General features: G+C 41.9%; 10 protein-coding genes and 5 pseudogenes. All 15 read left to right on the forward strand.

The genetic code is table 11. From position 1 onward, the window contains the following. The first annotated feature begins 104 nt into the window (after positions 1–104). The 15 genes and pseudogenes from ACSLFW_RS00745 to ACSLFW_RS00815 all read left to right on the forward strand — a co-directional run bounded on the left by ACSLFW_RS00745 (position 105) and on the right by ACSLFW_RS00815 (position 19,746). Positions 105–1,133, forward strand: a complete 1,029-nt coding sequence (locus tag ACSLFW_RS00745) for a LacI family DNA-binding transcriptional regulator (protein WP_436554234.1) — start codon at positions 105–107, stop codon at positions 1,131–1,133. A gap of 234 nt (positions 1,134–1,367) precedes the next feature. Next, a pseudogene (locus ACSLFW_RS00750) lies at positions 1,368–2,920 on the forward strand (MFS transporter). Beyond that, complete coding sequence (gene pgmB, locus ACSLFW_RS00755) at positions 2,913–3,569, forward strand: beta-phosphoglucomutase (protein WP_436554235.1); 657 nt, start codon at positions 2,913–2,915, stop codon at positions 3,567–3,569. Before ACSLFW_RS00750 ends, pgmB begins: the two are co-directional and overlap by 8 nt. Before the next feature lie 62 nt (positions 3,570–3,631). Continuing rightward, positions 3,632–5,935, forward strand: a pseudogene (locus ACSLFW_RS00760) (glycoside hydrolase family 65 protein). Between the two features lie 76 nt (positions 5,936–6,011). After that, positions 6,012–7,848 (forward strand): annotated as a pseudogene (locus ACSLFW_RS00765) (glycoside hydrolase family 13 protein). 83 nt (positions 7,849–7,931) lie between these two features. Beyond that, on the forward strand, positions 7,932–8,309 hold the full coding sequence (locus tag ACSLFW_RS00770; protein WP_436554236.1) for a GxxExxY protein: 378 nt from the start codon (positions 7,932–7,934) through the stop codon (positions 8,307–8,309). After that, positions 8,278–10,071 (forward strand): TIM-barrel domain-containing protein, encoded by a 1,794-nt coding sequence (locus tag ACSLFW_RS00775; RefSeq protein ID WP_436554237.1) that lies wholly within the window; start codon positions 8,278–8,280, stop codon positions 10,069–10,071. Before ACSLFW_RS00770 ends, ACSLFW_RS00775 begins: the two co-directional genes overlap by 32 nt. Further along, entirely contained in the window at positions 10,071–10,730 is a 660-nt protein-coding gene (locus ACSLFW_RS00780; RefSeq protein ID WP_436554238.1) for a DUF5110 domain-containing protein, read from the forward strand. Before ACSLFW_RS00775 ends, ACSLFW_RS00780 begins: the two co-directional genes overlap by 1 nt. Beyond that, a pseudogene (locus ACSLFW_RS00785) lies at positions 10,730–12,389 on the forward strand (alpha-amylase family glycosyl hydrolase). Before ACSLFW_RS00780 ends, ACSLFW_RS00785 begins: the two are co-directional and overlap by 1 nt. A gap of 97 nt (positions 12,390–12,486) precedes the next feature. Continuing rightward, positions 12,487–13,173 carry a glycerophosphodiester phosphodiesterase gene (locus ACSLFW_RS00790; protein ID WP_436554239.1) on the forward strand — a complete coding sequence of 229 codons (687 nt, stop codon included), beginning with the start codon at positions 12,487–12,489 and terminating at the stop codon, positions 13,171–13,173. Next, positions 13,170–14,387 (forward strand): annotated as a pseudogene (locus tag ACSLFW_RS00795) (NAD(P)/FAD-dependent oxidoreductase). The gene ACSLFW_RS00790 and the pseudogene ACSLFW_RS00795 overlap by 4 nt, the downstream one beginning before the upstream one ends. Before the next feature lie 88 nt (positions 14,388–14,475). Next, entirely contained in the window at positions 14,476–15,396 is a 921-nt protein-coding gene (locus ACSLFW_RS00800; RefSeq protein ID WP_436554240.1) for a hypothetical protein, read from the forward strand. A gap of 76 nt (positions 15,397–15,472) precedes the next feature. Beyond that, positions 15,473–17,836, forward strand: a complete 2,364-nt coding sequence (locus ACSLFW_RS00805; RefSeq protein ID WP_436554241.1) for a fibronectin type III domain-containing protein — start codon at positions 15,473–15,475, stop codon at positions 17,834–17,836. Positions 17,837–17,907: 71 nt separating this feature from the next. Beyond that, complete coding sequence (locus tag ACSLFW_RS00810) at positions 17,908–18,678, forward strand: choice-of-anchor L domain-containing protein (RefSeq protein ID WP_436554242.1); 771 nt, start codon at positions 17,908–17,910, stop codon at positions 18,676–18,678. A 213-nt stretch (positions 18,679–18,891) separates the two neighbouring features. Beyond that, positions 18,892–19,746, forward strand: coding sequence for a T9SS type A sorting domain-containing protein (locus tag ACSLFW_RS00815; protein WP_436554243.1), 855 nt, complete (start codon positions 18,892–18,894; stop codon positions 19,744–19,746). Positions 19,747–19,748 lie beyond the last annotated feature (2 nt).

The raw sequence follows: 19,748 nt of genomic DNA on the forward strand, positions 1-19,748 counted from the left end.
GTGTTGAAAACTTTCCTAAAAGTACTGATTTTTAAGGCTAAAATTGACATTAATAAAAATAAAAACTACCTTTATTTCGAAAATAATATTTATCCATTTTCAACATGAAAAGAAAAGTCACTTTAAAGCAAATTGCCAAGGAATTAGATGTCTCCATTTCGACCGTTTCAAAGTCACTTCGCGACAGCGCCGAAATCAGCGAAGACACCCGACAGAAAGTCCAGGCTTTTGCCAAATTATATAACTATAAGCCCAACAATATCGCCCTGAGTTTAAAGAACCGCAAGACCAAAACCATCGGCATTATCATTCCCGAAATCGTACACCATTTTTTCGCTACCGTCATCAGCGGTGTCGAACAGGTGGCCAACGAACACGGCTACAGCGTTGTGGTCTGTCTTTCCAACGAATCTTTCGATAAAGAAGTACTCAATCTCGAGATGCTCGCCAACGGAAGCACCGACGGTTTTATCATGTCGTTGTCAAAAGAAACGCAGTATAAAGGTGATTTTCACCACATTACAGAAGTCATTAACCAAGGCATGCCGGTTGTGATGTTCGATCGCGTCACCAATGAGATTTTGTGCGACAAGGTCATCATCGACGATAAAATGGCCGCTTATGAGGCGGTTCAGACTTTAATCGGAATGGGTAAGAAAAAAATCGCACTGGTCACAACTGTCGATTACGTAAGTGTAGGAAAACTTCGCACAGACGGTTACATGAAAGCCATACTAGACAATGACTTAAGCTTCAACGAAAAACTCATTATTAAGATTGAAGACCTTGATAATTTTGATTCCGAAATCACCAAACTAATCGAAGACCGCGCCATCGATGCCGTATTGGCCGTGAACGAACTTTTCGCCGTCACTATCATCAAAATGGCAAGTAAATTAGGGCTTAAAGTACCGGATGATTTGTCTGTTATTGCTTTTACTGACGGAATTATTTCGCAATATTCCACACCGACAATTACAACGGTAAGCCAGAATGGCATCAAAATGGGACAAAAAGCAGCCAAAATGCTGATAGACCGCCTCGAAGCCGAAGAAAATGATTTTGAGGAAGAAGAAGCCTACCGCACCGAAGTTATCGAAACCAATCTTATCGAACGCGAATCGACAAAATAACTGTAACAATTTGACGCAATAGTCAGTCTTTAATTGAGGATTGAAATTGCGTAATGTTATAAACACTACCACGTTATAGTTAAGTCTGAGGTGAAAAAATCTGAAATCTGAAATCTGAAATCTAAAATCTTTTCTATCTTTACCGCATTATCAAAGCTTGTGATTTTTACTTCGAAAACAAAAGTTAAGTTTTGATAAGCATCGCGCTTATCGTATCATCTTTAAATTACGATAATGGAAAAGCGTAAATTAGGCTTCTGGGAGATTTGGAACATGAGTTTCGGATTCCTCGGAATTCAGTTCGGTTTTGCACTGCAGAACGCAAATACTTCAAGGATTTTCGAAACACTCGGAGCGCAACCTGAAAAGCTTGGCCTGTATTGGCTTGCAGCACCTTTGACAGGATTGATCATTCAACCCATCGTAGGTTATTTTTCAGACCGCACCTGGACCAGGTTAGGCAGAAGACGCCCTTATTTTTTAGTCGGCGCCATCTTATCCTCAATCGCCTTATTCGTCATTCCTAATTCACCGACACTTTGGGTCGCCATCGGTACATTGTGGATTATGGATTCTTCCATCAACATTTCGATGGAACCATTTCGTGCATTTATTGGTGATAATTTATCAGAAAAACAACGTACGCAGGGTTTTGCCATGCAGAGTTTCTTTATCGGACTCGGCGCTGTAGTAGGTTCTGCATTGCCTTACATCTTCACGAATTGGGTCGGACTTGAAAACACCGCGCCAAAAGGAATCATTGCGCCATCGGTGAAATGGTCTTTTTACATCGGCGGAATTTGTTTCCTGTTGGCTGTATTATGGACGGTTTTCAAATCGACAGAATACTCACCCGAAGAGCTCGAAGCTTTTGAAGAAGCCAAAAAAGGCAACGCCACAAAAAACCACCATGAAAAAATGGCAACGCAAAGCGGCGTAACCATTCAAAGGCAACTTTTTATTGGTTTAATATTGCTTGTTGTTGGGAGTATCGCGTCTGTGTATGTGCACCATATCAATGCTGCAGTCGACCCTGTTACAAATCAGGACAACCAGCACAAAGAGCTTTACATTCTTTCCATCGGGCTTTTAGTCGTCGGTGTCTTATTTACGTTGGTTTCGCAATTGCGCAAAAAGAGGTACGCAATGGTTTTACCGTAATTGTAACCGATTTGCTTAACATGCCAAAAACCATGAAGCAATTGGCATGGGTGCAGTTCTTTTCGTGGTTTGCCTTATTCTCAATGTGGATTTACACCACTCCCGCTATTACCGGCCATGTTTTTGGCACTATGGATGTCACTTCAAAATTATACAACGATGCAGCAGACTGGGTTCCGGTTATGTTTGCTGTTTATAATGGAGTGGCGGCTGCCGTTGCTTTTCTTCTTCCGGTTCTGGCAAGAGCAGGCAACAAATTCACCCACATGCTCGCCTTGATTGCAGGCGGAATCGGGTTGATTTCGATTTATTTCCTTTCCGATAAAGTCGGATTACTATTAGCGATGGTGGGCGTTGGTATTGCATGGGCGAGTATTTTATCAATCCCGTATGCGATGCTTTCAGGCGCATTGCCCTCTGCAAAAATGGGTTACTACATGGGCGTTTTCAACTTCTTCGTGGTAATTCCGCAAATCGTTGCCGGAACAATCCTTGGCTTTTTAGTGAAGGAATTTTTCAACAGCGAACCAATTTACGCCCTGATTGTCGGAGGCTGCTCGATGATTCTGGCAGGACTGCTGACGCTTGGCGTTTCTACAAACAAAAAGATTGACATTAATGAATAAAAAAGCATTCATATTTGACCTTGACGGCGTAATAGTCGATACGGCCAGATACCATTACCTGGCGTGGCAAAAGATAGCCGCTGAACTCGGCATCGAATTCACCCCCGAACACAACGAAGAATTAAAAGGGGTCAGCCGCGTGCGCTCCTTAGACATCATCTTAAAACTGGGAAAAATCAACGCCAGCCAGGAAGACAAAGACAAATGGCTCGTGCAGAAAAATGAGGACTACCTCTCCTATCTCGTCAACATGGATGAGAGCGAAATCCTGCCGGGCGTACTTCCGGTTTTGAAATACTTAAAAGAAAAAAAGCAACTGATCGCCTTGGGCTCTGCCAGTAAAAATGCAAGACCGATTTTAGAAAAAGCGAATATCATCAGCTATTTCGACGCAATCGTTGACGGCAACGACGTTTCGAACGCCAAACCGGATCCGGAAGTTTTCGTGCGTGCCGCAAAATTGCTTGACGCCGAAAATGAAAATGCGATTGTCTTTGAAGATTCCGTTGCAGGCGTACAGGCAGCGAACATCGCCCACATGACAAGCGTTGGCATCGGCGAAACCGAAATCCTGCACGAAGCAAAATACATCTTCAAGGATTTCACACACATCGATACAGGCTTCATCGATTGCCTGATTAGAAAATAATGCACGAAAAAGGAATAAGTCTGCGGACTTAAAATGTATCAAACTGAAAATACAATTAAAAAATGAACCAGGATTATATCAAACCCGATAATTGGTCGATCATCGAAGAAGGATTTGATGCAGAACGCGTAAAATCGTCCGAAAGCCTTTTCAGTATTGGAAACGGCGCCATGGGACAACGCGCCAATTTTGAAGAAAAATACGGCGGGCATACCTTTCAGGGCTCTTATATCGGCGGCATTTACTATCCCGACAAAACCAAAGTCGGCTGGTGGAAGAACGGCTATCCGGAATATTTCGCCAAAGTACTAAACGCCCCGAACTGGATCGGAATTGACACCATCATCAATGGCGAGAATTTCGATCTGAACGCTTGCGCGAAAGTGAAAAACTTCCGTCGTGAACTCAATATGAAAGAAGGCATTTATACGCGTTCTTTTGAAGCGACTTTGCAAAACGGAACGGAAATTTCCGTCAATGTTAACCGCTTCCTTTCAATCGGAACTGGATGAAGTTGGCGTTATCAATTATGAAATTACGCCTTTAAATAAAGACACAAAAATCGTTTACAAACCGTATATCGATGCAGGCGTTACCAACGAAGACGCCAACTGGGAAGAGAAATTCTGGGAACCGCTCGACGTAAAACACAACGGAAACGAGGCTTTTGTAACGGCAAGAACGTTCAAGACGCACTTCAATGTGACAACTTTCATGCAGAACAACATCTTGCTGAATGGCAAAAACCTGAAGTTATCGCCTGAAAACATTGAAGCCGACAGCGAAAAAGTGCAATTCAGCTATGAAACGACTGTTGCAAAAGGCGAAAAATCATCAATTCAGAAATTGGGCGGTTATACCGTTTCAATGAACCACGATAATACTTTAGCCGCTGCGGAAAAAGCAATCCAATCGGCTTTGGCAATCGGCTACGACAAATTGGTTGAAAACCAAATAGATGCCTGGGCGAAAATCTGGGAAATGTCAGACATCACTATTGATGGCGACGTAAAAGCACAACAAGGCATCCGTTTCAACATTTTCCAACTGAACCAAACCTATTCCGGAAAAGATTCGCGCCTTAACATCGGCCAAAGCGATTTACCGGCGAAAAATATGGCGGTTCGACTTATTGGGACACCGAAGCCTATTGCATTCCGTTTTATATGGCGACGAAAGACCAGCAGGTTGCGAAAAATCTCTTGATTTACCGTTACAACCAACTCGACAAAGCCATTGAAAACGCCAAAAAGCTTGGATTTACCAACGGCGCTGCATTGTATCCGATGGTAACTATGAACGGTGAAGAATGTCATAATGAATGGGAAATCACTTTTGAGGAAATCCACAGGAACGGTGCGATTGCATTTGCGATTTTCAATTATTACAGATTCACCGGCGATTACAGCTATATTCCCGAAAAAGGACTCGAAGTCTTAATTGGTATTGCAAGGTTTTGGCACCAACGCGCGAATTTTTCGACTTACAGGAATCAATATGTAATGCTCGGCGTAACAGGTCCGAACGAATACGAAAACAACGTCAACAATAATTTCTACACCAATTATATTGCAAAATGGTGTCTTGATTATACATTGGAGCAAATCGAAAAAGTGGCGAAGGAATTCCCTTCAGACCACAAAAGAATCGCTTCAAAAGCCAATCTCACCGATGCCGAATTACAGCTTTGGAAAAAAGTGGCCGACAATATGTATTTCCCGTTTTCAGAAGAACATGGCGTTTACTTGCAACAAGACGGCTTCTTAGATAAGGAATTGGTGAAAGTTGCCGATTTGGATAAAAGCCAGCGCCCGATTAACCAAAAATGGTCATGGGACAGGATTTTACGTTCGCCATACATCAAGCAGGCTGATGTTTTACAAGGATTTTACTTCTTCGAAGATCATTTTTCGACAGAAGATTTGAAAAAGCATTTTGATTTCTATGAGCCATTTACGGTACATGAAAGTTCGCTTTCGCCTTGCGTTCACTCGATTCAGGCGGCGGTGCTGGGCAAAATGGAAATGGCATACACTTTCTATTTAAGAACCTCGCGCCTCGACCTCGACGATTACAACAAAGAAGTTGAAGAAGGCTGCCACATCACATCAATGGCGGGAACCTGGATGAGCATTGTGGAAGGTTTTGGCGGCATGCGCGTGAAAAACGACACATTGCATTTTTCGCCGAGAATTCCGAAAGAATGGGAAGGTTATTCGTTTAAGATCAATTTCAGAAACCAGATTTTGAAAATTTCTGTACACCCGAACGAAACGAAATTCTCACTCGAAGGCGACAAAGAAATTGCTGTTTTCGTCAACGGAAAAGAAATTTTCGTCGAGCCGAATAGTTTGGTTACCGTATAAAACATCTCGCAAAGGCGCTAAGTCGCAAAGAAAAACTTAGCGTCTCTGCGACTTTGCGAGAAAAAACATTAAAATTATGAAACACAAATTCTTAATGCTTTTTCTCGCATTTTCATTGAACGGATTTTCTCAAATCCAAAAAACAGAACCGCCATTCTGGTACGCCGGCATGAAAAACCCGGAACTGCAAATCATGTTTTACGGTAAAAACATAGCGCAATACGACGCTTCGGTTTCTAACAACATCATCATCACAAATGTTGCAAAAACTGAAAATCCGAATTATCTTTTCGTAACAATTGATACGAAAAACAGCCCGGCACAAGAAATCACTTTTTCATTCAAATCAAAAAATAAAGTCGCCTTTACTCAAAAGTATGAGCTGAAAGAACGCCGTAAAAATTCCGCTTTGCGCGAAAGTTACGACGCTTCGGATGTCATTTATTTATTGATGCCCGATAGATTTGCCAACGGAAATCCGAATAACGACAGTACCGAAGACACAGCCGAAAAAGCCGATCGCAGCAATCCCAACGGCCGTCACGGCGGCGACATCGAAGGCATCATCAAAAACCTCGATTACATTAATGAACTGGGCGCAACTGCCGTTTGGAGCACGCCGCTCTGCGAAGACAATGACAAACGCGGTTCTTACCACGGTTACGGCCAATCCGACGTTTATAAAATCGATTCGCGTTATGGCTCGAATGCCGATTATCTGAAATTGTCCGACGACCTGCACAAGCGCGGCATGAAGAATATTATGGATTATGTCACGAACCATTGGGGTGATCATTGGACTTTCAAAGACATGCCAACGTATGACTGGCTGCACCAATTCCCGGGTTATGCACAGACGAATTATCATATGACGACGCAATTCGACCCCAATGCTTCTGATATCGATACGAAATTGTGTATGGATGGCTGGTTCGTAAAATCGATGCCCGATTTGAACCAATCGAATCCTTTGATGCTGAATTATCTTATTCAAAATGCCATTTGGTGGATTGAATACGCCGATTTAGACGGCTTCCGCGTAGACACTTATTCCTATTGTGACAAAACCGGAATCGCCAAATCTAACCAAAGCAATTACCGATGAATATCCGAAATTCAATATCGTTGGCGAAGTCTGGATGCACAACCAGGCGCAGATGGCGTATTGGCAGAAAGACAGTAAAGTAGGCGCTATCGAAGGATACAACTCGCATTTGCCTTCTGTGATGGATTTTACTTTGCATGATGCCGTAAGCACCGTTTTCAACGAAGACAAAGGCGAATGGGACAAAGGCATGATTAAGGTTTATGACAATTTCGCCAATGATTTTTTATATCCAAATCCGAACAGCATTCTGGTGATGCTCGAAAACCACGACACCCAACGTTTTAACGAAATCTATCCTGATTTTAAAAAATACCAGATGGGATTGACGCTGATTATGACCGTTCGTGGTATTCCGGAAATTTATTCAGGTTCAGAAATCGGCATGAAAGGCGACAAAAACAAAAAAGGTGATGCTGATATCCGTCGGGATTTTCCGGGAGGCTGGAACGGCGATACCAACAATGCCTTTGCGAAATCGGGAAGAACGGCGGAACAGCAGCAATATTTCGACTTTACTTCAAAATTACTGAATTGGCGAAAAACTGCCGATGTGGTGCATTCCGGAAAGATGAAACATTATATTCCAGACGACAATGTTTACGTTTATTTTCGATACAACGACAATAAAAGCGTAATGGTTGTGATTAATAACAATACCGAAACCAAAAAATTTAAAACAGACCGCTTCCGCGAAAGCATTCAAAATTATACTTCCGGAAAAGATGTTTTGGCTGGAAAAACTATTGATTTAAAAACTGAGATAAGCATTGATGCCAAATCCGTTTACATACTAGAATTGCAATAGTATTCTCGCAAAGCCGCAAAGTCGCAAAGACTATAAACTTGTTCTTAAATAAATTATACGCCAAAATAAAAATTATATCTGCCATGAATGAAAATGAACTGTCTAGAATTATTGTTGATATTTGTTATAAAATGCATGTAAAACTTGGTCCGGGACTTTTAGAAAGTGTCTATGAAACCATTTTATTTTACGAATTGAAGCAGAGAGGTTTTAAAATAGAACGTCAAAAAAATCTACCAGTATTTTGGAAAGATATCAAAATGGATATTGGATTTAGAGCAGACCTGATAGTAGAAGAAAAAATAATTTTGGAAATCAAATCAGTTGGAGAAATTGCATCTGTACATCCGAAACAATTATTAACCTACCTTAAAATAACGGGCTTGAAGTTAGGTCTGTTAATAAACTTTAACAATACACTAATTAAAAATGGAATTACACGTATTGCGAATAACCTGTAGGAAAAAATCTTTGCGCCTTTGCGCCTTTGCGAGAATTAACAACCTGTTCGGTATAGTATTACTCTTACTGACAACAGTAATTTACGCTCAAAATCCAAATAGAATTTTCCAATCTTATTCTTGGGAAGAAAACACGCTGAAAATAAAAACCTCCGACGGTTATTACCTCATCAACGCTTATTCCGATAAGATAATTGAAACATCATTCATTCCCGGAAAGGAATCTTTTAATCCGGAATCGCATGCCGTAATTTTAAAACCATCAGGCGAAAAGGTAAATTTTACTGACGGCAGCGATTTTCTGGAACTTAAAACTTCCGGGTTGATAGTACAAATCCAAAAGTCGCCTTTTAAAATTTCGTATTCTTATAAAGACACTTACCTGCTTTCTGAAAAAAACGGCTACAACAAAAAAGACAGCACCGAAACAATCGATTTTAATCTTGACAAAACTGAAGCACTTTATGGCGGAGGTTCCCGTGCACTTGGCATGAACCGTCGCGGCAATCGCCTAACTTTATACAACCGTGCGCAATATGGTTATGGCGACCGCGCAGAACTGCTCAATTTTTCTATGCCAATCGTACTGTCATCCAAAATGTATATGCTGCATTTCGATAACGCGCCGGTTGGATTCCTGGATTTGGACAGCAAGAAAGACAACACGCTGACTTATGAAACCATCTCCGGCAGAAAAACCTACCAAATTATTGCAGGTGATTCCTGGAAAGATCTGGAAGAAAACTACACCAATCTTACCGGACACCAGCCTTTACCGCCACGTTGGGCATTCGGGAATTTCTCAAGCCGATTTGGTTACCATACGCAAAAAGAAGTAACGGAAACCATTGCGAAATTCGAAAAAGAAAAAATTCCGGTAGATGCGATTATCCTTGATTTATACTGGTTTGGAAAAGACATCAAAGGCACTTTGGGCAATTTTGAATTCGACAAAGACAATTTTCCCGATCCTCAAAAAATGATCAATGATTTGAAGGAAAAGCACATCAAAACTATCTTGATTACTGAGCCGTTCGTACTCACAACTTCTAAAAAATGGCAGGAAGCAGTCGATAAAAAAATCCTCGCGACCGACATTTCCGGAAAACCGTTTAAGTATGATTTTTACTTTGGAAATACCGGATTGATCGATATTTTCAGCCAAAAGGGCAAAGACTGGTTTTGGAATATTTACAAAAATTTCACTGAAATGGGCGTCGCCGGCTGGTGGGGCGATTTGGGCGAACCCGAAATGCATCCTTCGAAACTTTTTCATGGTGAGCAGACTGCGGATGAAGTCCATAATATTTACGGGCACAATTGGGCGAAACTCGTTTCCGAAGGTTATAAACACGATTTTCCGAACCAACGCCCTTTTATTCTGATGCGCGCCGGTTCATCGGGTTCACAGCGGTTTGGGATGATTCCGTGGTCGGGTGATGTGGGCAGAAGTTGGGGCGGCTTAAAGTCACAGTTAGAAATTGCATTACAAATGGGCATGCAGGGAATGGGTTATATGCACTCCGATTTGGGCGGATTTGCAGGTGACAATGTCGATAATGAATTGTACGTGCGTTGGCTGCAATATGGCGTTTTCCAACCGATATTCCGTCCGCATGCGGCAGAATCTGTTCCGGCAGAACCCGTTTTCCGTGAAGAAAAGACCAAACAATTGGCTAAGGAAGCCATTGAATTGCGTTATCACATGTTGGCTTACAATTATACACTCGCTTTCGACAACAACCAAAAGGAACGCCGTTAATGCGTCCACTTTTATTTGAAGAACCTTTGAACACGAATGTTTTCGGGCGTTCTGATGAATATTTCTGGGGAGATGCAATTTTAGTCGCACCAATCACCGAAGCCGGACAAAAAGAAAAAGAAGTTTATTTTCCCGATACCGCCAACTGGTATGATTTCTATTGCAGCAAAAAATACAAGCACGGCACTACAGAAAAAATCAATGTTTTGGAAGACCAGATTCCGGTTTTCATGCGTGCGGGTTCCTTTCTTCCGATTGTAAATCTTGTACAGAATACGCATGATTACTCTACACAAAACATCGAATTACATTATTATTTTGACGAAGAAACGCCAAAATCTGAAGGACATTTATACAATGACGATGGCGAAACACCCGAAGCTTACGAGAAAGGCAGGTATGAACTGATGCATTTCAGTTCGGCAGTTGCAGACAGAAAAATCACAATCGACATCAGCAATGAAAAAGGCGAAAAGATGATGGAACTTGACCGCAATTTCGCATTAATCATCCACAATATCACCGACAAGCCGGAACAAGTCCTTATCGGTGGCAAAAAAACCAAATCGAAATGGGATAAAAAATGCAATTCGCTAACCATTTTCTTCAAATTCGAGAGAAAAAATTCCAAAACCATAACCGTTCAATTAACAAAATAATGAGAAAGTTTCTTTTTTTACCGCTTACCTTTATGTTAATGACCCCAGTATTGTCAACAGCACAAATGAAAAATAACAAACCTGCCAAAAATACACCTTTCGTTTGGGAAGGTGCCAATTTATACTTTTTGCTTACCGACCGTTTTTACAATGCAGACAAATCTAACGACGTGAATTTCGACAGGAATAAACCAACCGGTAAACTGCGCGGCTTTGAAGGTGGCGATATCAAAGGAATCACTAAAAAACTTGAATCGGGTTATTTCGAAAAACTCGGTATCAACGCCATTTGGCTGACGCCCATTGTAGAACAGATTCACGATGGTGTCGATGAAGGCACCGGATTAAGCTATGGATTCCATGGTTACTGGACGCGCGACTGGACAAAACTCGACCCTAATTTCGGCACTGAAAAAGATTTGGCCGAACTCGTCAAAAAAGCCCATAAAAAAGGCATCCGGATTGTGCTGGATGGTGTAATCAACCACACCGGAACTTGTAACTGACATCGACTCTGTCTGGCCTGATGACTGGGTACGCACGGGACCACAATGTGACTACAAAACATTTGAAGGAACAACCGCATGTACGCTAGTAAAAAATCTTCCGGATGTAAAAACCGAAAGCAATGCCAATGTCGAATTGCCTGAATTCCTGGTTCAAAAATGGAAAAATGAAGGCCGTTATGAAAAAGAAGTTGCTGAACTCGATGCGTTTTTCAAAAGAACCGGTTATCCGCGCGCGCCAAAATATTACATCATCAAATGGCTCAGCGATTACGTGAATGATTTCGGGATTGACGGTTACCGTGCCGACACCGTGAAGCACACCGATGAAGATGTGTGGACGGATTTTAAAACCCAATGCCAATATGCTTTCGACAACTGGAAGAAAAATAATCCGGCGAAAGTGTTAGACGACAATAAATTTTATACGATTGCAGAAGTCTACAATTACGGTATCAGCGGCGGTCAGGACTTTGATTTTGGCGACAAAAAAGTCAATTATTTCAAGCACGGATTCAACAATATGATCAATTTCGAATTCAAATGGGATGCGCAGAAAGATTACGAATTCCTGTTCTCAAAATATTCTTCAAAGCTTAATAACGAACTGAAAGGCTTCAGTGTCCTGAATTATTTATCTTCCCATGATGACGGAAGCCCATTCGACGGAAAACGCGAAAAAAGTTTTGAAAGCGGCGTCAAGTTATTGCTTTCGCCGGGCATTTCCCAGGTTTATTATGGTGATGAAAGTGCGCGTTCACTCGTAGTTCCGGGAACAGAAGGTGATGCGACTTTGCGTTCGAACATGAATTGGGATGCGATAAAATCAGATTCGAAAACTAAAGAAACGTTATTGCACTGGCAGAAATTAGGGCAATTCCGCAGAAACCATCCGGCAGTCGGCGCTGGAGTTCACTCAAAAATCGCTAGCGAACATTATATTTTCAGCCGTACATTTTCAAAAGGCAATTACATTGACGCTGTTGTGATTGGATTGGATTTGCCAACCGGTAAAAAAGAAATTTCCGTAGGCAGTATTTTTGAAGATGGCACTAAGTTGAAAGATTTCTATTCTGGAAAAAAGGTGATTGTTGCTGATGGAAAAGTGATTGTTGATTCAGATTTCAGGATTGTGCTGCTCGAGAAAAAATAATTTAACCGCAAAGGCGCAAAGCAAAAAGCGCAAAGTTCGCCAGGCATTTCTATCTTTGTGTACTTTGCGAAAACTTTGCGCCTTTGCGGTTAAAAATATGCACAAAATCTTAAAAATCGGACATCGCGGTGCGAAAGGTTATTTTCCCGAAAACACATTATTGAGTTTTGGGAAAGCCATCGAAATGAATGCCGATGGCATCGAGCTGGATGTGCATTTATCTGCCGATAATGAAATCATCGTAATCCATGACCATACTGTTAACCGTACTACAAATGGAAATGGCGTTGTGAAAGATCTGACTTTATCCGAATTAAAAGCATTTACAATTGATGGTTCGGAAAAAATTCCGACGCTGAATGAAGTTTTTGATTTAGTCGACAAAAAATGTCTCATTAATATCGAACTTAAAGTTGAAACCACTGCAAAACCTGTAACGACAGTTATTGAAGAATATGTTTCAGAAAAAGGCTGGAAATATTCCCATTTTCTGGTTTCTTCTTTCGATTGGAATGCATTGCAGGAAATCCGGAAATGGAATCCTGAAATTCCTTTGGGCGTTTTGACGGAGACCGATTTGGAGCTCGCCATCGGTTTTTCAGAATTCATTAAAGCCGAAACCATTCATCCGTATTTTCATTTATTGACAAAAGAGAATGTAGCTGAAATGCAATCAAAAGGATTTGGCATTTTCCCGTGGACGGTTAATGAACCGGAAGACCTCAATCGCATAAAATCCTTTAACGTAAACGGAATCATCACCGATTTTCCCGACAAAATATGAACCAGAATTTCGACATTATCATTGTTGGCGGCGGCGCAGCGGGTTTTTTTACTGCTATAAATATTGTGGAGAAAAATCCGAAATTAAAAGTTGCCATTCTTGAACGCGGCAAGGAAGTTTTGACGAAAGTCAGGATTTCGGGTGGCGGCAGATGCAATGTCACGCATGCCTGTTTCGAACCGAACGAACTCGTCAAATTCTATCCGCGCGGCGAAAAGGAATTGCGCGGGCCGTTTCACCAGTTTTGCTCCGGCGACACAATAGAATGGTTTGAAAAACACGGCGTCGAATTGAAGATTGAAAACGACGGCAGGATGTTCCCGGTTTCTGATTCATCGCAAACGATTATCGATTGTTTTACGAAAGCGACGCAAAAATTAGGCATTTCAGTCTTGACAGGACAAAGCGTTCAATCCGTCTTCAAGAGTGAAGATTTCTGGAAAATCGAAACCCAAAACGAAACTTTCATTACTGAAAAATTAATCCTTGCGACAGGCAGTAACCCGAAGATTTGGGAGATGTTGCAGGAATTCGGCCATGCGATTGTGAGTCCGGTACCATCGTTATTTACTTTCAATATTAAAGATTCAAGGATCAAAGAATTACCGGGCGTTTCGGCAATGGTTTCGGTAAAAGTGAAAGATTCAAAGCTCGCCTCAACCTGACCGTTACTGGTGACGCATTGGGGAATGAGCGGTCCGGCTATTTTGAAATTGTCTGCTTGGGGCGCGCGGATTCTGGCGGAAAAAAATTACCAATTTACCATTTTCGTCAATTGGCTCAATGATGTTGATCCGGAAGATTGTGAAAAAAACCTCAAAGAACTCAAACTAGAACATTCTAAAAAAGCAGTTTCCAAAAAATCTCCGTTTAATTTCCCGAACCGTTTGTGGGAAAGTCTCGTTCTGGCTTCTGGAATCGGAGTTGAAACGAAATGGGCGGATTTGTCAAAAACACAGCTTCAGAATCTCGTAAATCAATTGACCAATGCGGCTTTTCAGGTCAATGGCAAGAGCACTTTCAAGGAAGAATTTGTGACGGCCGGCGGCATCGATTTAAAGGAAATTAACTTTAAAACGATGGAAAGCAAATTACACCAAAACCTTTATTTTGCGGGAGAAATCGTCAATATTGATGCAATTACAGGCGGATTTAATTTCCAGAATGCGTGGACGGGCGGATTCCTTGTGGCAGCGTCTGTTGCCGGAAATTAATTGTCAATTTTATACTACTCAAAAAATCCCTGACTTTTATAAACTGATATTTTAAAATCATATATATTTGGCTAGCAATAAACCCTTTATGAAAAAACAATTACTTTTCAGCTTTTTGGCGCTTTTTGGTGCCATTACATTTTCGGCGCATGCCCAAGTCGGAAATACCTGCGACAATCCGATCATCATCAATGCTTTGCCTTTTCAGGCTTCAGGTAATACTGCCGATTATGGCGATGATGTAGACTTAGTTCAGGGAACTTTATGCGGCGCCGTTCCTTCAAACACAAATTATTTAGCGGGCAATGAAGTTTTTTACAGCTATACCGCAACTGAAAATGTGCCTGTGAGTTTCGTTATGACGCCCGGAAGCCCGACTTCTACCAATTCAGGAATATTTGTTTATGAGGGTTGTGCCAATGTTGGTGTTTCCTGCGTTGCAGGTCTCGCCAATTCTAATGCGAATGTTCGGACTGTGACTGCGTCGCTTCTTGCGGGACATACCTATATTATCGCCATCGCATCAGGGCCTTCAACGCAAACGATACTTTACAATTTAATTATCCAGAAAGAACTTTGCTCACCTAAACCTTCAGGTCTTGCTGCAGATAATATTACCACAACATCAGCCTCATTAGCGTGGTTTACCAACTTAGGAGCTACCAGTTCTGAAATTGCAATACAATTGGCAGGTAGTATTATTCCGCAAGGCCCGGGAGTTGCTGCAACCAATCAATTATTCGAGGCAACCAATTTAACCCCGGCTACGGAATACCAGTTTTGGGTGAGGGATGAGTGCGAAACCGGTTCAGGGATTTTTACACCTTGGGCGGGGCCGTATTTGTTCAATACGCTGATTTGCGACGCTACTGCGGCCTGCAATTATGTTTTCAGGATGACTGATTCTGCCAACAATGGCTGGAACGGGGCGAGGATGCAGGTAAGACAGAACGGGATTGTAGTCGCAACTATCGGCTCGACTTATAATTTGGGCTCCGGCCCAGGTTGACGTAGTTGTTCCTTTATGTGACAACGTTCCGATTGAATTGTACTGGTCGTTGGCGGGATCGCAGCCACAACAATGTGTGGTTGATATAATAAATGTATTCGGGCAAAAGATCTTTACAAAACCTGCCGGAACCGGCGTTGCGGGAGCATTGTTGTACAACAATATTGTCAATTGCCTGGTACCGGATTGTGGTCTTGCAGTGAACAATCTAACGGTAACCAACATTATGCCGCATGAAGCTACAATTTCATGGGATGCTCCGGCATCATTTTCATGGGATATTTATATTGTGCCTGCCGGAGGTGCTGCGCCGACCCAGGCTACAACTCCGACTTATAACAATGTAGCTTCTTCTTCATTTACGACAACAATACCACTTATTGCCGATAGTACTTATGACGTTTACGTAAGAAACGATTGTGCTACAGATGCAGTATGGTCAAAAGTAACTTTTACGACAACACCAACATGCTTCAGGCCTGTCGCCTTGGGTGTAAGCTCAGTAACAACAAATTCTGCCTCTTTAAGCTGGCAGAACGGCACAACATCTGATAATTCATGGGAGATTTTGCTTATGCCGAGTTTGAGCGATATACCGCCAACCGGTAGCCCGGTTATTGAGAATGGCATTTTGATTCCGACTACTAACCCGTCACCATTGCCTGTTAGTAATTTACAACCCATGACGATTTATTTCTATTACATCAGGACGATATGTTCTTCTGAAGATAAAAGCAACTGGGCACGGCCTTATGTATTTTACACCCAGGGCTGTGATGCTGCCGACAAATGCAACTACAAATTTGTCTTGACCGATTCAGGCAGCAATGGTTGGAATGGAGGCAGGATGCAGGTAAGGCAAAATGGGATAATCATCGCAACCATCGGATCAACAATTAACGGTGCTGGACTAACAACAGTAACCGTGCCTTTGTGCACCAACATTCCGTTTGATTTATATTGGAGTGTTCCGGGAACCGCTCCCGATGAAATAGGCGTTTCAATCCAAAATCCTTTTGCGGATAACATATATGTGAAAAATCCGGGGCAAGAAACACCTTTAACTTCTGTATACAGCGATATTGTCAGCTGCACGCCGGTAAGCTGTCCAAAACCTGTTGATACCAGTGTAAACACTGAAGCAACAACGCAAACTTCTGCACAATTATCCTGGACAGAAAATGGCAGCGCCACATTATGGGAGGTTTATGCCGTTCCGGCGGGTAGTCCTGCACCTTTGAACGGAGCACCTTTGGGTACTGCTGCTCCCTATTACCTGGCTTCGTCAAATCCTTATACGATTAATGGCTTGACGCCTGGAACAGAATATACTTATTACGTAAGATCAATTTGTTCTTTGTCTGACATCAGTACCTGGAACATCCTTAGCCCGAAAAACTTTACTACAAAGCCAATTCATGATGAATGCGGCAGCGCTATTCAGCTTCCGGTAAATCCGACAAGAACACCTGAATTATTTGTGAGTTCGGGTACACTTGGCGCAACAAGGTCTTTGCCTCTTACTAATCCTGTCTGCCAGGGTAATTCCGATGATGATATATGGTTTGGTTTTACCGCTACTTCCACCGTACACATTATTACACTTAGTAATGTTACCGGTTCTGCAACTGATATCAACCATACTTTGTATTCAGGAAATGACTGTGCCAGTCTCGTGCAGTTGTATTGCAGCAATCCAAATGTAAGTGTCGCTACAAATTTGACACCGGGAAGCAGTTATAAAATCAGGGTATATACGAATGGCTCGAGCCCGCTGCAATCTGCCAATTTTGACATTGCCATCACTACACCTCCGGCAGTGCCAAACGATGATTGCGCTACCGCGACAGTAATTACTCCAAGTAATAGTCCTAATTGCAGTACGCCAGTTTCATCAAGTTTAACCGGAGCGACTGCCTCAGTAAATGAAACAAGCTGCGCCGGAGTTGAAGATGACGATGTTTGGTTTACGTTCGTCGCCAATGGTTCGGGACAAATTATTACGATTAGTAACGTTGCCGGTACGGTTACAGACCTGACGGCATCTTTGTACCTGGCTGATGGCTGTAACCTTACGCTTTTAAACTGCTTTCTGGAGAATAGCAATGTTGTGCTGAATCTTATCGCGGGACAGACATACAAAGTTAGAGTTTGGTCTGTTTTAGATACTCCTCAGGATGTTACATTTGACATCTGTGTTGCCAAAGTCGCTTCGCCGATAACGACAAGTATTGCTTTGACACCACAACAACTTGTAACCAATGTTTTACTCAATAATCCGTGTACGACAGTTTCCAATGTAACTTCGAGCACAGGTACTAATTTTGCAAGCGACAATGGCATTGGGATATTCGGCAATGCTCCTTTCCCTTTATCATCGGGAATTGTCCTTTCGACAGGAAATGTTTTGAACATTCCGGTCCAAACCAGTCAATCTTAAATGATGGTATAACGGCGTAGCCCGGAGACCCAGACCTTAATACGATTGTAAACCAAGCAACGGGTGGAACAATGAATTCTCAAAATGCTTCGGTGCTTGAATTCGATTTTAGTACACCAACGGCTTATATGAGTTTTAATTATATTTTTGCTTCTGAGGAATACGGCAATTTCCAATGTGATTTCTCGGATGCATTTGCATTTTTGTTGACTGATCTCGAAACCAATGTCACTAAGAATTTAGCTGTTATTCCCGGCACTACGACGCCAGTTTCTGTTGTAACCATACGCGATCAGCAATATAACGACGGTTGTACTTCACAAAACAGCAATTACTTCGACAATTATTTTTACGAAAAACCTTATGAAACAGGCATGAATTTCAACGGGCAAACAAAACTGCTGACCGCAGCGTCTGATATCATTCCGAACCATCCATACCATATTAAACTAGTCATTGCCGATCGTCAGGATACTTCCTATGATTCTGCCGTATTTATCCAAGCCGGTAGTTTTGCTTCAGGGCCACCGCAATGTACCGACAAGCTGCAACTCGTTGCTTTTGTAGATGCTAATGGAAATGGCACGAAAGACGAAGGTGAATCTGATTTTACTTATGGAAATTTTGTTTATCAGGTAAACGATGCAGCCGAAGTCAATAATATTTCATCGCCTTTGGGATTGTATACGATTTACGACGACAATCCGGGAATTCATATGATTTCAGTTTTACCGTTAATCCGGAATATTCTCCTTATTTCGCATCGCCATCAACCGGATATAATAATATTACCATTCCGACAGGCAGCGGCACGCAAACGCTTTATTTTCCGGTTACGCTGATACAAGGCTATAATGATGTTTCTGTAAGTATTATTCCTGTTGGCAATCCGAGACCCGGTGCTTCTTATATTAATAAAATCGTTTATAAAAATCTGGGAATTACTTCAACATCGGGAACATTATCGTTCACCGCGGCGCCATTGGCAACAATTACGAGTGTTACTGAATCTACTACGCTTTCGGCAAGCGGGTTTACCTATAATTTCACCAACCTTGGCCCTTACTGAAACACGTTACGATTATGTGACGATGACCTTACCGCCAATCCCAGCTGTAAATATTGGTGACCTGATTACTAATAATGCTACTATTACTGCGCCTTCAAATGACATTCATATTGCAAATAATACTTTTGTTAATACGCAGACAGCGGTTGCGGCATATGATCCGAATAACAAGCTGGAAGCCCATGGCTCGAAAATCGGGATAGACCAATTTAGCCAGAATGATTACTTATACTACACGATTAATTTCCAGAACACCGGAACAGCGCATGCCAGTAATGTAAGGCTCGAAGATTTTCTTGATGTGCGGTTAGACGAAACCAGCATTCGTATGGTAAGTGCAAGCCACGATTACGTTATGGAAAGGGTTAACAATAAAATAATCTGGAGATTTGATTATATCCAGCTTCCGGGAATTGCCGAAAATGAAGAACTCAGCAAAGGATATGTTATGTTTATGATTAAACTAAAACCGGGATTTGCCGCGGGTGATGTTGTTCCTAATTCGGCATCGATATATTTCGACACCAATCCGGCGATTGACACTAATGTTTTTGAAACGGAATTCGTAACTACGCTGGGCAATACCGATTTCAACGAAAGTAATTTTATGATTTATCCGAATCCGGCGGCAAGCATCGTAAATATCAGCCTTCAGAATACCACTGAAAATATTGAAAGTATCCGTATATATGATGTCCTCGGCAAAACCATCAGGACTGTAAAATCGCTTGACACTAAACAGACAGCGCTTGATGTTTCAGGATTATCAAAAGGCGTTTATATGCTTGAAATTATGACCAATAATAAATTCAGGCAAGTCAGGAAGCTGATCATTCAATAAGA

It is taken from the genome of Flavobacterium sp. 3HN19-14, assembly GCF_051373205.1.
GTDB lineage: Bacteria > Bacteroidota > Bacteroidia > Flavobacteriales > Flavobacteriaceae > Flavobacterium.

Coding starts and splice junctions, on each gene's coding strand:
- ACSLFW_RS00775 (WP_436554237.1), top strand. CDS start 8,278: ATGGAATTACACGTATTGCGAATAACCTGTAGGAAAAAATCTTTGCGC.
- ACSLFW_RS00780 (WP_436554238.1), top strand. CDS start 10,071: ATGCGTCCACTTTTATTTGAAGAACCTTTGAACACGAATGTTTTCGGG.
- ACSLFW_RS00770 (WP_436554236.1), top strand. CDS start 7,932: ATGAATGAAAATGAACTGTCTAGAATTATTGTTGATATTTGTTATAAA.
- ACSLFW_RS00810 (WP_436554242.1), top strand. CDS start 17,908: ATGAATTCTCAAAATGCTTCGGTGCTTGAATTCGATTTTAGTACACCA.
- ACSLFW_RS00800 (WP_436554240.1), top strand. CDS start 14,476: ATGAAAAAACAATTACTTTTCAGCTTTTTGGCGCTTTTTGGTGCCATT.
- pgmB (WP_436554235.1), top strand. CDS start 2,913: ATGAATAAAAAAGCATTCATATTTGACCTTGACGGCGTAATAGTCGAT.
- ACSLFW_RS00790 (WP_436554239.1), top strand. CDS start 12,487: ATGCACAAAATCTTAAAAATCGGACATCGCGGTGCGAAAGGTTATTTT.
- ACSLFW_RS00745 (WP_436554234.1), top strand. CDS start 105: ATGAAAAGAAAAGTCACTTTAAAGCAAATTGCCAAGGAATTAGATGTC.